This window comes from Dyadobacter sp. 22481 (assembly GCF_052044875.1).
GTDB classification, from domain to species: Bacteria; Bacteroidota; Bacteroidia; order Cytophagales; family Spirosomataceae; genus Dyadobacter; species Dyadobacter endophyticus.
Genome location: NZ_JBQENV010000007.1, coordinates 1 through 13,993, shown reverse-complemented (window position 1 = coordinate 13,993; position 13,993 = coordinate 1). Strand labels below are relative to the sequence as shown.

The following is a 13,993-nucleotide window of genomic DNA, read 5'->3' as shown; positions in this document are numbered from 1 at the left end:
CAATGTACCCTGAATACCGACCGGCGGCGCATGGCAATCTATTAACGGACCAGGTATCGGGAGCGGTTTTTGTAGCATATATAAGCCTTGTTTGGAAACCAGTGTGGATTTGCGGCCCGGCTGCTGAACCGCCCGTCATTTCCAGGGTTGTATCGTTTGAAAGTGCCCTTTGATCGGCATATCCGTCCTATCTATCTATTCCTTTTTTATCCCAGAGATATAGGTTGTTATTTTGAAATTCGAAAAGTACACTTTTAAAACCCCAACCATGAAACTTGTTTTACATCTAACATTCCTGGCTGTGTTCTCAGGGCTAATATCAGCAGCATTTGCCCAATTTCCGGGCGGCGGTGGAGGCCGGGGCGGCGGCGGAGGAGATTTCCGTGGAGGCGGCGACAGGCAGCGGCAGACGGTCATTCCGGGAACGGCAGAGGACACTCCTAAAGGTAGTGGAAAGATCACGGGTATACTCGTGGATTCGACTTCCCAAAAACCGGTGGAATTTGCAGCGCTATCTTTGGTGGATATCAAAACCAACAATCCTATCGACGGTACCACTACCGATGAAAAGGGCGCATTTACGCTCACGAAAGTGGCGTCAGGTAACTTCAAGATCCTGATTTCCTTTATCGGCTATAAAACGAAGACGATCAATAATGTCAAAATCGATCGCAAGACGGAGCTGAACCTGGGTTCGGTAACGCTGGTGCCGGATGTGGTTCAGCTCAATGAAGTCGAAGTGGTGGGAATGGCGCAGATGATCGAAGAAAAAGTCGACAGGCTGGTTTATAATGCAGAAAAAGACATTACCAGCAAAGGCGGTGATGCTTCGGACGTGATGAAAAAAGTGCCTATGCTGACCGTCGATCTCGATGGTAACGTTTCGCTTCGCGGTAGCTCCAACGTGCGCGTGTTGATCAACAACAAGCCTTCGACCATTATCGCGACGAGTGTGGCCGATGCATTGAAGCAGATTCCGGCGGATATGATCAAGTCGGTGGAAGTGATTACTTCGCCTTCTGCGCGTTACGATGCCGAAGGGTCTGCGGGGATTATCAATATTATCACCAAGAAAAGCACGATCCAGGGCGGTACGCTCAACCTTGATACGGGTATTGGTAACCGTGGTTCGAACCTTGGCTTGCGCGGCAATTACCGTGTTGGCAAAATGGGTTTCAGCCTCGGTGGTTTTGGCCGGTTCAATTATAATATGCCGGGTAAATCGGAGAATAAGCAGGTTGGAAAACTGAGCCCGTTCTCGGTTCTTCAGACAAGTGATTCTAAAAATAAAATGGCTTTCGGTTCATACAATTTCGGATGGGACTGGGAGATCGACGCCAAAACATCTTTGTCGGCCGGTGTACGCTATGGAATGCGGAATGCGAAAGTCGATCAGGAACTTTACACTTACAATACGGTAAACGATACGACAAAAACCAGCTTCCGCGACGTGAACAGCAAGGATCTTTCCGGTACCTGGGACGTGAATGTGGATTACATGAAAACATTGGGCAAAGCAGGCCAGGAGTTGAGCATTTCAACACAATACAGCCGTAACAACCGGACCAACGACTACGATGCGGATGTATACTCATTGAATAACACGCAATTGAAGGAACTGCTTGGGGCACAGGGTAATAACAATAGCAGCCATAACCAGGAAAGTACCGTTCAGGTCGATTACCAGACGCCTATCAAAGACAACCAGATGTTAGAGCTCGGTGGTAAAGGAATTTTCCGTCAGGTTGTGAGTAACTATGATTATTACAGCGAGGTTGGGCAAGCACAACCAGCCAGCAATCTGAACTATGACCAGAATGTCGCTGCCGGATATTTATCCTATACTTACACTACTAAAAGCAAGTTTACCGTGAAGGCGGGTACGCGTTACGAATACACGAGTATCGACGCGCAACAGGGCGAGGCGGGTGATTTGAAACTACCGGCTTACGGCAACCTCGTACCTAGTATTAACCTCTCGCAGGTTTTCGGGAAAGGGCAGACCATTAAACTGGCCTATAACCGCCGTTTGCAACGCCCGGGTATTCAGTTCCTGAACCCCAACCTGAATGCAGCCAACCCGCAGAACGTAACAGTGGGTAACCCAAATCTAAAGCCGGAGCTTACCGATCAGGTAGAATTGGGTACGAGCTTCTTCAAAAACTCGATGTACATCAACGTTTCGACATTTGCGAGGTTCACCAATAGCTCCATCGAAAGCATCCGTACTACCAGCGACCAGGGCGTGATCACGACGACTTATGGCAACATCGGCTCGAAAAAGAACTACGGTGCCAACATTTTCGGAAACGTGACATTCTTCAAAAGATGGCAGCTGGGCGGCGGTTTCGACTTCTATTATGCTGATCTGTCTAACAACAGCCCTGATCCAGCATTGCAGAACTCCAACAGCGGCTTCGTGTTGAGCGGTCGTATGCGGACAAGCCTTACCATCAAAAACGGCTGGGGCTTGCAGGCGGGTGGGTTCATGCGTGGGCGGGATGTGCAGCTCCAGGGAACGCAAGCCGGTTTCAGAATGTACGATTTCGGTATCCGCAAAGATTTCAAGAACAAGCGCGGAAGCATTGGTTTTGCTATGGAGAACTTCCTGGCGCCGTCGTTCAAAATGGAGACGAGCCTGGAATCGAAAACATTTACCCAGAACAACACCAATTACCTGTTTAACCGCGGTTTCCGCGTGAACTTCTCTTACCGTTTTGGTAAAATGACTTTCGTGGAGCAGAAAACACGCCGTAAAAAATCCGTGAATAACGACGACCAGAAAAGCGATGGCGGAGGTGGTATGGATGCTGGCGGAGGTGCTGGTGGCGCACAAGGTGGTGCTCCAACGCCGGCAGTTATTCCAGCAGCAGGCGGACGTGGCGGTCAGGGAGCAGGCGCTCCCGGAATGGCTCGCCCGCAGGGCGCACGGCCCGCTGCCGACAGCACAGGCCGCCCGGTTCGGCAGGGCAACTTCCCCGGACAGCCAGGAACACGCCCGGATTCGACTATGAAACGTGATTCTACACAATTCAGGCCGGATTCAACACGGGTACGTCCTGACAGCAGCTCGGTAAGACCCGACAGCACTGCGCGTCCGGCATTGCCAGCGGCACCGGTGAAACAAGACTCCACTGCATTGCCAGTGAAACCAGCCACACCGGCCGATTCGACGAAGAAAGACTAGTATTGTATCACAAACGAAAGAAGCCCGGTTGATATCAGCCGGGCTTCTTTCGTTTAACAAAGTTTTATAGCGAGCCGTTTTGCTGCTTAATGCTTGCCAGAATGCGGTCGGCACCGGCTGCGAGCAATTCTTCTGCCAGTGCTGTGCCCAGCTCCTGTGGAAATGCATGCCCGCCGCTCTCGGCTTTGCGGATGAGTTCCGTGCCGTCTAGGCTGATGATCCCGCCGGTCATCCGGATTTCCTCGTCGTGCAATGTCGCCATACCGAAAACCGGGATACTACAACCGCCCTGGAGGCGTTTCAGGAATGCCCTTTCGGCAAGCAGGCAGGTTTCGGTTGGCTCGTGGTTGAGTAGTTCGCGGAGCTTGCTTTTCTTTTCAGCGTTTAATAAAACAGCGCATTCGATGGCAACGCTGCCCTGGCCAACTGCGGGTGTAAACTCGTCGAGAAGCAGATGCTCGGCTATCTTGTCGTCGTACTCCATGCGGTGCACGCCCGCGTAAGCGAGCAGGAGGGCGTCGCATTGGCCTTCCTCCAACTTGCGGAGGCGGGTTTGCAAGTTTCCGCGCATGTCTACTGTTTTGATATGCGGGTAATAATGTTTCAGAACCGCTACCCGGCGCGTCGACGATGTTCCTACTGTAAACGACTCGCCACTTTTCAGCGATAATGTGGTATCGTGGCTGACGAGCACATCATTCGCCTGCTCACGCTCGGTGAATGCGACGATTTCAAATGCGTCATCCAGTTGCGATTGCAAGTCTTTGGCGCTGTGGACGGCGATATCGATCCCGCCGCTGCGAAGCTGATCTTCCAGTTCTTCCGTAAAAACTCCTTTGCTACCGATTTTGGACAGCGACCGGTCAAGGATCTTGTCGCCCTTCGTTTCAATTATAACGATCTCTGTCTCAATACCGCCCCGTTGCAACAGCTCCTCGACATAATATGCCTGCCAAAGCGCGAGTTTACTCCTGCGGGTTCCTATTTTTATATGCATGGTAATAAAATGATCCTAAACGATATCAACTCAAAGGCGAAGTTATGCCATAAGTGGGAAACTGCCGCGTGAAATCTTACAGTTCCCGTATTCTCCTTTTTAGGCTCAGGTTTTAGTGGATTGAGAGAGAAAATACCCGTAAATTAACACAATCAAAATCAGCACTATGGAAACCAAAGGCCTCATCTTCATCCCCGATATCAGCGGCTTCACGCAGTTTATGCATGAAATCGAGATCCTGCATGGCCGGCAGATTATCCAGGAATTGTTAGAAACACTTGTGAATGCGAACCAGATCGGCCTGGAAATCTCTGAGATCGAGGGCGATGCGATCCTTTTCTTCAAATTTGGGGAAGCACCGGAGCTTGAAACGCTGTACCGGCAAGTCGAGAAGATGTTCTGTGATTTTCATAAATACCTGATCGCCTTCGACAACCGCCGGTTTTGCCAATGCAAGTCCTGCATTTCGGCGATCAACCTCACATTGAAAGTGGTAGCACATTATGGCGAGTTTACCACTTATCAGGTCAAAGATTTCAAAAAGCTGATTGGAAAGGATATTATCGTGGCGCACCAGCTGCTAAAAAATGATATCGAACAGCATGAGTACTGGCTGGTAACCCAAAATCTGCTGAACGGGCAAAACCCCGACTACTTTACTGACGGTATGAAATGGCAGCCCGGCTCAAAAACGACCGAAAATGAGCAAATACCTTTTCAATATACCCAGATAGGCTATTTGAAGGACAGCATTCCGCCTTACAGACCACCATTGCTGGAACCGAAGGAGAAGGTCAAAATGGTGTCGGTTTCAAGAGAATATGATGCGAATATCAAAAAAGTTTTCTTTACCTCCGGTCACCTGGAACTGCGTTCTCACTGGCAGGATGGTGTGAAATCGATCGAAGAGCTGGATCATTTTATTCCGGGTGTGGGATCGCGCCACCGGTGCGTCCGTGAGGACTGCGAAACGGTCATGTATGCCAGCGGATTTTCGTACGATCCCGAATCCCGGGTCATTTTCAGTGAATCCGATGAGAAGTTCACGAGTGCGCTCTATTTTGTGCTCGATAAGCTGAGCGAGAACCGCACGCGCCTCAGTCTGGAATATTATCTCAAAAAAGATCCTTTAAAACAACTTTCGTTCAGATTCTTCAAAAAGGATAAAATGGAAGCCGAATTCCGGAAATCGCTGGCCAATCTCGAAAGGCTGCTCCCGGAAATTACCTTACCGATTGATTTTTAAACCCCGACCGTATCGCTCTCGTCTGTAACAATCTTGTCTTCAATATAAGACACGATCAGCGATGCAATGTCGATCCCGCTTACCTCCTCGATGCCTCGAAGTCCCGGCGAAGAATTCACCTCCATTACCAGTGGCCCCCGCTCGGATTGCAGCATATCCACCCCGGCGATTTTTACGCCCAATGCCTTAGCCGCTGCAATAGCCGTGTGCTCTTCTTCGGGCGAGAGTTCGATCATGCAGCCGGAGCCTCCCCTGTGAAGGTTGGAACGGAAATCACCCTCGGCGCCTTGGCGCTTCATAGCGGCGATCACCTTATTGCCGATCACAAATGCGCGGATATCGGCCCCTTTGGACTCTGCCACGTATTCCTGGATCAGGAAGTTGGCCCTCAGGCCGTAGAATGCCTCGATGGTCGATTTGGCAGCTTTGATCGTTTCAGCGAGCACCACGCCTACGCCCTGTGTGCCTTCCAGCAGTTTGATGATCACCGGGGGGCCGCCTACCATATGAATGAGCTCGTTGACTTGCGCAGGATTTTTGGCAAAAACCGTCTTCGGAATGTCGATACCGGCCTTCGCGAGTACTTGCATGCTGCGCAGCTTGTCGCGCGAGCGTAGGATGGCTTGCGATTTTACGGTGGTAAATATTTTCATCAATTCGAGCTGACGCACTACCGCGCAGCCGAATGCATTTACCGAAGTGCCGATCCGCGGAATGACGGCGTCGATACCGCTGAGGGGCTTGCCTTTGTAAATTACGGTCGGCTTGCCGCCTTCGATCATGACAAAGCATTTGACGTGGTCGATCACAACCGCTTCGTGTCCCTTTTGTTTGATTGCCTCCACCAGACGCCTGGTTGAATACAGGTCCGGATTGGTGGATAATACGGCGATTTTCATAAAAATGTTTTTAGAAAATGTGGAGGTTGGGGCCGTGGCCGAGGGTTATGCGCCCTAAGCTGAGGTTTGAGGTAGTTTTTGGGAACGAGTTGGTGCCAGCGAATGCCTTGCCGCCGACAGGTTCTTTTTGGAAACATCCACGATGAACCTGTTTTTGAGCAGTTTTCGCCCGAGTAGTATGGGGTAGCTCATTTTCTGCCGGTTGGCCAGCGAAAATTCGGTACGTATTTTCCGGCCGAAGAGTCTGATCGGTGTCTTGATCACGAACCGTTTTTCTTCCTTCCCGAAGGAATTCCGGATCACGGTTTCTTTGAAATCGGTTACTATAAAGAAATGTTGAGGTGCCCCCCGCTTGGCGTCGAGGTATATATGGAGCTCTTTGCTCCCTTCTTTTTCTACAAGTTTCACGCGCGAACAATGAATGGCAGAGGTTGCTGCACCGGAATCCACTCGCACAGGCACATTATGCCAGCCCAATTCCGGTAAGTCCGCCATATCGGTCGCACCGATAATTTCCAATGGACGTTTCATCTGCGTTGAAAAAACTGGGCGACCGTCAGCGACAGGTCCAGAAACACCATTTTGGCCCGCACGTTGCGCTCAATGTGGTAATAGGCCGTATTCACTTCCCCGATCATCCTTTCCAGCGACTCAAAATTGACGGTTTTGGAAAAATTCTGCACGAATGTAAGCTCTTCCTGCGGAACGCGCAAAAGCTCACCAGCGCCGTGGCTCCACACGAGCATATCCCTGAACAGCCGCAATGCATATTCAAGCAGGCCTTTTTGCTTTTCCTTACTCATGACGTCGTAATTGTCGGAGAGTTTGACCAAATGCGCCACATCGAATTTATAAGAAGATCGCATCCAGTCCGCAAACCATGCCGAACGGTCATCCTGCTCTTCCTGAACGAGTTTCAGCGCCTCGGCCATGTTTCCGTCGGACAGGAATGCTACCTGGTTGGCCATCGCATCGATCGCATCGTTTTGTTTCAGGTAGGTTTTGATTTCCGAATCCGTGAATGCCGGAATGGTAATACGCTGTGTCCGCGAAATGATGGTAGTCAGCAATTTGTCCGATTGGTCACTTATCAAAAGGAACAATGTTTTTTCAGGCGGTTCTTCGAGAATCTTCAAAATGGCATTCGAAGAAGCCGCATTCATAATGTCGGGCTTCCATATCAGCAGGATTTTGTACTCGCCTTCGTAGGCCTTCACCGACAATTTCCTCAAAATCCCGCGCGCTTCTTCTACCGAAATATTTCCCTGCTTGTTGTCTGCGCCGATGTGGTCGAGCCAGTCGGGCAGGACGCGGTAGGGGTTTTCCAGCAAAAATGAACGCCAGAGCGGCAGGAATGCCTCACTGGTTTTACCATCAACTTTTTTGGAGGTGGCAATGGGAAATATGAAATGAAAATCCGGGTGAATGAGCTTGCTCATCTTCGCGCATGACGCGCAGGTGCCGCAGGCGTCTTCTTCGTTCCTGTTTTCGCAATTAATATAGGTAGAGAATGCCAGCGCCATCGCCAGGCCAGCGCCGCCGGTGGGGTAATCGAATAGCTGGGCGTGGGCCAGATGGCTGTTCCGGACCGAGCGCCGCAATGTCGCTTTGATATTTTCAAGTCCCGGAATATCTCTGAAAAGCACGATTTTAAATCAATTAATAAATGGTTAAAAGCCTGTTAGCTGCGCTGGGATTGGGTCTCTTGCAAAACCGCACGCATAATGTCTTCTTCTATCTTCCCGAATGGAACTCCCCGGCGGCTCACCGTGTCGCTCGCTACGGCAAATGCTTTGTCAAAACGATACTCGCAATAGCCCTCGGTCGCTCCGCCCCAAGAAAAAGAGGGGATGTGTTTGGCCTGGAATCCCGCGCCGAATACGTTCACACTTACGCCAACAACCGTCCCGGTGTTGAACATGGTCGAAATTCCTGCTTTGGAATAATCGCCCATCATCAGCCCGCAGAAGATTAGGCCGGTATCAGCCAATGTATTGGTAGCATAGCTGTGCAGCTTGACGTTCGTGTGATCGTTTTTTAAATTCGAGTTATTGGTATTGGCCCCAAGGTTGCACCATTCTCCCAAAACCGAATTACCCAGGTAGCCGTCATGCCCTTTATTGCTATATCCAAACACCACACAATTACTCACTTCGCCGCCCACTTTGGATGAAGGTCCAACGGTCGTATTCGGCCGTATCTTCGTTCCCTGCGCTAAAACACCATTTTCGCCGATGGCAAATGGCCCCTGGACCATCGAACCTTCCTGGATCAATGCATTCTTACCAATGTAAATAGGGCCGTTCTCCGCATTTAGTATTGATGCTTTGATCACCGCGCCTTCTTCCACGAAAATATGCTCTTGTTTATAGCAATGCGTAAACGGATCATTAATACCTACCGATTTTCTAACGGAAACAATGCGTTCGTAATCGGCTTTAATCTGCGCACCATTCTGGCCAAAAATATCCCACACATTGCGGATCATCGTAAATGGCTCGGCATATTGCACAACCGACAGGCTTTTGGTGCCTTCCGACGCTTTCCAGGCGTCATACGTGCGTACGGCCAGGATCTCGCCCTTATCGGACACGAGTGCATTGCCGTGCGGTAAGCCTTTAACAATGCCGGTCAGATGTTCATCCGGGCATAACGCGCCGTTGATATACAGGTTATCACCCGAAGTGTGCTCTGGAAATTTGGCGGCAAGGTAAGTTTCCGTTTGGAACGAAACCGTGGTGTGGCATCTGTCGGCCCATTTCTCGGCCAGTGTGTGAATGCCGCACCGGATGCCGGCGACTGGTCTTGTATAGGTAAAAGGTAAAAGCTGGATTCTTATTTTGGGATCGTCGAACAGAATGGTACTGGGCATAAATTAAATCGTATGTGCCTGCCAAAGTTCGGGCATTTTATTGGTTACGGCAAAAAAAGAAGCAGTCTCCCGGACATATTTGTCGGGAGACTGCCACCGTATTTTTTCGTCGTCCTGCTGTGTTCGACCACGCAGGAAAAAGTCAATGCGTCGCTTATTTTCCGTAACGCTTTCTGAACTTGTCAACGCGACCAGCTGTATCAACCAGTACGTTCTTACCAGTGTAGAAAGGGTGTGATTGCGAAGAAACCTCGACTTTGTACACAGGGTAGCTTTTGCCATCTTCCATGGTAACGTTTTCAGAAGTCTCTATGGTAGAGCGAGTAATGAATTTAAAGTCGCTTGATAGATCCCAGAAAACTACTTCTCTGTAATTGGGATGAATATCTTTTTTCATTGGTATATGGTATTATTTGTTTCTATACGGTTTTCAAAAGGATTGCAAAAGTAAAAAATCCTGACTTGTAAATCAAGTATTGAAACGCTATCTTTTTTAATATTAATGCAATACGGCGGAAATTAATGTACTAAACTTCACTGAGTTGTTGTTTGAGCACTTCGACGCCGCGTTTAGCTTCCTTCTCGAAATCGGTATACACGAAGCATTCGATCGAAAGCCCGCCTTTGTAGCCGATTTTCTTCAATGCCCCCAGGTAGGCCCTGAAATCGTCGCCTTTCACGCCCGGTGGCGTGCGTTTTTCCTTCTCTGCAATATGGCAATGCACAATATGCTTACCATATTTCACGATTTCGGACGCAGGTTCGTCCTCCTTCAACATATGGTATATATCGCAAAGCAGCTTCACGCGCGGGCTTCTAACTGCATCCACAATTTCAACGCCTTCGGCCAGGCTGTTGATGAAGTTGGTTTCTCCGCGGTTCAAAGGCTCCACGGCGATGGTAACCCCGTATTTTTCGGCGAGCGGGGCCATTTTCTGGGTTAATTCAATGTGCTGCGCCTTCGCCTTCGCGCGGTCGAAACCCTCTGGTATGATTCTGGAAGCGCCACTTCCGAATACGACAAACTGTGAGCCGCATTCCTTGGCGCGTTTCAATACGGTCTCCGTTCTTTGGAGGATCGCCTCGTGGTTCGCTTCGGGACCCAGCGTCTTAAGGCTCGCCGGGAGCAGGATCACGTATGACTTAATAGGAAAGTGCTCGCTTTTCAGTTGTTGGAGGTTCTTCTCGTAGCCGGCATCGCCACCTTCCGGAATCAGAAAGCCCGCGACAGACTCCTCTATATATGAACATCCCGATTTTCTCAGAAACTCAGCCTTGTCGTATGCTGCATACACGCCTAGTGGAATGTTGTAAGCCGGGCTTCCGGCCGCTTTGGCCATGGCTTCGGTAATCGGTCCGCCCAGCGCAAGGCCCGCCACCATTCCGGAGGTGGTTTTGAGGAACGTCCGACGGTCGGCTTGTTCGATAATTGTGCTCATAATTATATTGTTTAGCGTCTGTTAGTTAAAATTTTATGCAGGATTGATAGGTGTTAGTTTATATAAAGTTTACAAGATTAGATTTATTCTAAATAGTTGATAACTTCTAATATGTTGATTTTCAATGTAAAAAATAGAATTCTGAAAAGAGAAGCTAAAAAAAAATGAAAAAATGTTTGCAAATTTTTGAATCTCATTTTGATGAAAAAATTTTCTCAGATTTAAAATTCTGTAAATAACTAGTTATTAGTTTCTTAACAATTTGATAACTTGTATTATGACGATAAACCCGGTTTTTGTAGCGAAATACTGATTGCGTTTGTGATTAATTTAATGTTATTTCAAGAGATTTTTAGTTGCACCTCCGAGTCCAATTCCAAGAATATACATCACTAACGTTCTATCAAACACCACATTCTATGTCTATGTATGTCATAAAGCGTGACGGCCGCCGCGAATCCGTGAAATTCGACAAGGTGACTGCCCGCATAGAGAAACTGAGCTACGGCCTGGACGCTGCTTATGTTCAGCCCGTGGAAGTAGCCAAGAAGGTTGTTTCCGGTATTTACGATGGCGTTACAACCGCCGAGCTGGATAACCTTGCTGCCGAAACCGCAGCTTCCATGACCACCAAGCATCCGGACTATGCAATCCTGGCTGCCCGCGTCGCTATCTCAAACCTCCATAAGAACACATTGAAGTCGTTTTCGGCTACAATGAAGCGTCTTTATACATATATAGATGCCAAAACCGGTGAAAATGCATCGTTGATCTCCAAGGAGGTTTACGAGGTGATCCGGCAGCATGCGTCGCTGCTCGACTCTACTATTATATATGACCGCGACTATTCCTACGATTATTTCGGCTATAAAACCCTCGAAAAGTCGTATTTACTGAAAGTTGAAGGGAAAATTGTCGAGCGCCCGCAGCATATGCTCATGCGTGTAGCGATTGGTATCCACCAGGAGGATGTTCAGGCCGCAATCGAGACATATCATTTGCTTTCGGAAAAATGGTTTACCCATGCCACGCCTACCTTGTTCAATGCAGGTACACCGAAGCCGCAAATGTCGTCATGCTTCCTGCTGACGATGAAGGAGGACAGTATCAATGGTATTTATGATACCCTTAAAAACTGCGCGTTGATTTCGCAGTCGGCCGGCGGTATCGGTTTGAGCATTCACGACGTGCGTGCGACGGGTACATATATTAAAGGAACAAACGGGCAATCGAACGGTATCGTACCGATGCTCCGCGTGTTCAACGACACGGCGCGTTACGTGGATCAGGGCGGCGGCAAGCGCAAAGGTTCTTTTGCCATATATATAGAACCATGGCATTCGGATATCTTCGATTTCCTGGATCTGAAAAAGAACCACGGGAAAGAAGAGCAGCGTGCGCGCGACCTTTTCTATGCATTGTGGATTCCGGATTTGTTCATGAAGCGTGTGGAAGCGAACGACACCTGGTCGTTGTTCTGCCCGCACGAATGTCCGGGACTGGCGGATACGCACAGCGACGAATTCGAAAAACTGTACGAACAATACGAGCGCGAAGGCAAAGCGCGCAAGACTATCAAGGCACAAGACCTCTGGTTCGCGATCATGGAGTCGCAGATTGAGACAGGTACGCCCTATATGTTGTATAAAGATCATGCGAACAGCAAATCCAATCAACAAAACCTGGGTACCATCAAGTCTTCGAACCTTTGCACGGAGATCATCGAATATACTGCTCCCGACGAAGTAGCGGTTTGTAACCTTGCCTCCATCGCATTGCCGAAGTTTGTGGAGCAGGGGGCGGATGGGTTCCTGCGCTTCGATCATCAGAAATTGTATGAGATCACGAAAGTGGTAACGCGCAACCTGAACAAGATTATCGACCTGAACTTCTATCCTGTTCCGGAAGCCGAGAAGAGTAACAAGCGCCACCGTCCGATCGGCATCGGGGTGCAAGGTCTGGCGGATGCATTCTGTATGATGCGCATGCCATTCGACTCCGATGAGGCACGCCAGCTGAACAAAGATATTTTCGAAACGATCTATTACGGATCTATGGAAGCTTCGATGGAGCTCGCCATGCAGCACGGCCCTTATGAAACCTGGGCCGGCAGCCCAATCTCGCAAGGGGTGTTCCAGTTCGACATGTGGAATGTGAAACCCGAGAGCAAGCGTTGGAACTGGGAGAAGCTGAGAAAAGATGTAGTACAAAACGGTGTACGGAATTCATTGCTGCTCGCGCCAATGCCAACGGCGTCAACCAGCCAGATACTCGGCAACAACGAATGCTTCGAGCCATTCACTTCTAATATATATGTAAGAAGGGTGTTGTCGGGAGAATTCGTGGTTGTGAACAAGTATCTCTTGAAAGACCTCGTGCGGCTAGGCTTGTGGAGCGAGGAGATGAAGAACAACCTCGTTCGCGCCAGCGGATCGGTACAAGCCATCCCGAACATCCCGGAGAATATCAAGGAGCTCTATAAAACAGCATGGGAGATCAAGCAGCGCAGCCTGCTCGATATGTCGGCAGACAGAGGTGCATTCATTTGCCAGTCGCAGTCGCTGAATATCTTCATGGAAGAGGCGAATTTCGGCAAGTTGACTTCGATGCACTTCTATGCATGGAAAAAGGGACTCAAAACCGGTATGTATTACCTGCGTACCCGTGCGGCGTCGGATCCGGTTCAATTCACCGTCAGCAAACAGGCCGAGCCGCAACTCGAACCTGCAATTGCCGTGGTGGCCGAGAAAGAACTGAACTACGCGCAATACGCGGAGGAGCACACCAAGCCTGCAGCGCCGCGCGATAATCGCTCCGACATGCAATGCTCCCTCGACGATCCGGAAGGATGCGAGGCTTGTGGATCGTAATTAAGGTTAAAATCACAATAGCGAAGAGGTGTCTGATCATAGGTCGGGCACCTCTTTCATTTTCGGGCGTTGGTATTTTCAATCTTGGCAGCACCAGCGTTTCCACTTTCCATAATGGGCTGTGGTAATACATTGCTGGTTGTGTTGTATTAATAAATGGAAAAATTGGACGTGTTGGAATCAGCTTTCCGCCACTTGAAATAGGGTGAGAAAGGGAGGGGAAAAAACTTCATTTTTTTTTGAGTTGTAGCAATTTGTTTATCAATCGGTTAGTCAGATTTCGGGAAAAAGATTACAAAATATTTGCGACTAGCACTTGCATGTTAAAAATAAACCCTGCACTTTTGCACTCCCAATCGGGAATAACGGTAGCGAAAACGATCGGTACCACTAGTTCTGAGAAGATTCAGAGCAAAGTTCTTTGACATGATGAAGAGAGCAATAAGATAGGTTCGTTAGAAACATTGGTCGGTTTCTTCGGAG

10 protein-coding genes are annotated in these 13,993 nt (G+C 49.2%); 3 read left to right on the top strand and 7 right to left on the bottom strand.

All coding sequences use genetic code 11. From position 1 onward, the window contains the following. Positions 1-268 precede the first annotated feature (268 nt). On the top strand, positions 269-3,187 hold the full coding sequence (locus ACTJJJ_RS31030; protein ID WP_440703847.1) for a TonB-dependent receptor domain-containing protein: 2,919 nt from the start codon (positions 269-271) through the stop codon (positions 3,185-3,187). Positions 3,188-3,251: 64 nt separating this feature from the next. Here the strand turns inward: ACTJJJ_RS31030 and hemC are convergent, their stop codons facing one another. Continuing rightward, complete coding sequence (hemC, locus tag ACTJJJ_RS31025) at positions 3,252-4,184, bottom strand: hydroxymethylbilane synthase (protein ID WP_440703846.1); 933 nt, start codon at positions 4,182-4,184, stop codon at positions 3,252-3,254. Positions 4,185-4,350: 166 nt separating this feature from the next. Between hemC and ACTJJJ_RS31020 the strand changes: the two genes are divergently transcribed. Next, a complete protein-coding gene (locus ACTJJJ_RS31020) occupies positions 4,351-5,430 on the top strand; it encodes a DUF2652 domain-containing protein (protein ID WP_426292127.1) in 1,080 nt (359 codons plus the stop codon). Here the strand turns inward: ACTJJJ_RS31020 and rimK are convergent. From rimK to ACTJJJ_RS30990, 6 genes are all read right to left on the bottom strand, one after another. After that, a complete protein-coding gene (gene rimK / locus ACTJJJ_RS31015) occupies positions 5,427-6,329 on the bottom strand; it encodes a 30S ribosomal protein S6--L-glutamate ligase (protein WP_188939313.1) in 903 nt (300 codons plus the stop codon). The two genes, ACTJJJ_RS31020 and rimK, sit on opposite strands and share 4 nt — an antisense overlap. Positions 6,330-6,383: 54 nt before the next feature. Continuing rightward, positions 6,384-6,860, bottom strand: coding sequence for an ATP-dependent zinc protease family protein (locus ACTJJJ_RS31010; RefSeq protein ID WP_188939314.1), 477 nt, complete (start codon positions 6,858-6,860; stop codon positions 6,384-6,386). Next, complete coding sequence (locus ACTJJJ_RS31005) at positions 6,857-7,975, bottom strand: DNA polymerase III subunit (RefSeq protein ID WP_440703845.1); 1,119 nt, start codon at positions 7,973-7,975, stop codon at positions 6,857-6,859. The genes ACTJJJ_RS31010 and ACTJJJ_RS31005 overlap by 4 nt, the downstream gene beginning before the upstream one ends. 35 nt (positions 7,976-8,010) lie before the next feature. Continuing rightward, the gene (locus ACTJJJ_RS31000) at positions 8,011-9,201 is read right to left on the bottom strand and encodes a putative sugar nucleotidyl transferase (RefSeq protein ID WP_440703844.1); all 1,191 of its coding nucleotides are present in this window, start codon (positions 9,199-9,201) and stop codon (positions 8,011-8,013) included. A 154-nt stretch (positions 9,202-9,355) separates the two neighbouring features. Further along, entirely contained in the window at positions 9,356-9,598 is a 243-nt protein-coding gene (locus tag ACTJJJ_RS30995; RefSeq protein WP_188939317.1) for a type B 50S ribosomal protein L31, read from the bottom strand. 130 nt (positions 9,599-9,728) lie between these two features. Further along, positions 9,729-10,640, bottom strand: coding sequence for a sugar phosphate isomerase/epimerase family protein (locus ACTJJJ_RS30990; protein ID WP_440703843.1), 912 nt, complete (start codon positions 10,638-10,640; stop codon positions 9,729-9,731). Between the two features lie 425 nt (positions 10,641-11,065). On the opposite strand from ACTJJJ_RS30990, the gene ACTJJJ_RS30985 reads away from it, so the two are divergent. Beyond that, a complete protein-coding gene (locus ACTJJJ_RS30985) occupies positions 11,066-13,510 on the top strand; it encodes a ribonucleoside-diphosphate reductase subunit alpha (protein WP_440703892.1) in 2,445 nt (814 codons plus the stop codon). The last annotated feature ends 483 nt before the right edge of the window (positions 13,511-13,993 follow it).

What these genes read in the sequence shown, in the direction of transcription:
- ACTJJJ_RS31020 (WP_426292127.1), top strand. Translation starts at nt 4,351, where the DNA reads ATGGAAACCAAAGGCCTCATCTTCATCCCCGATATCAGCGGCTTCACG.
- hemC (WP_440703846.1), bottom strand. Translation starts at nt 4,184, where the DNA reads ATGCATATAAAAATAGGAACCCGCAGGAGTAAACTCGCGCTTTGGCAG.
- ACTJJJ_RS31030 (WP_440703847.1), top strand. Translation starts at nt 269, where the DNA reads ATGAAACTTGTTTTACATCTAACATTCCTGGCTGTGTTCTCAGGGCTA.
- ACTJJJ_RS30985 (WP_440703892.1), top strand. Translation starts at nt 11,066, where the DNA reads ATGTATGTCATAAAGCGTGACGGCCGCCGCGAATCCGTGAAATTCGAC.
- ACTJJJ_RS31000 (WP_440703844.1), bottom strand. Translation starts at nt 9,201, where the DNA reads ATGCCCAGTACCATTCTGTTCGACGATCCCAAAATAAGAATCCAGCTT.
- rimK (WP_188939313.1), bottom strand. Translation starts at nt 6,329, where the DNA reads ATGAAAATCGCCGTATTATCCACCAATCCGGACCTGTATTCAACCAGG.
- ACTJJJ_RS30995 (WP_188939317.1), bottom strand. Translation starts at nt 9,598, where the DNA reads ATGAAAAAAGATATTCATCCCAATTACAGAGAAGTAGTTTTCTGGGAT.
- ACTJJJ_RS31010 (WP_188939314.1), bottom strand. Translation starts at nt 6,860, where the DNA reads ATGAAACGTCCATTGGAAATTATCGGTGCGACCGATATGGCGGACTTA.
- ACTJJJ_RS30990 (WP_440703843.1), bottom strand. Translation starts at nt 10,640, where the DNA reads ATGAGCACAATTATCGAACAAGCCGACCGTCGGACGTTCCTCAAAACC.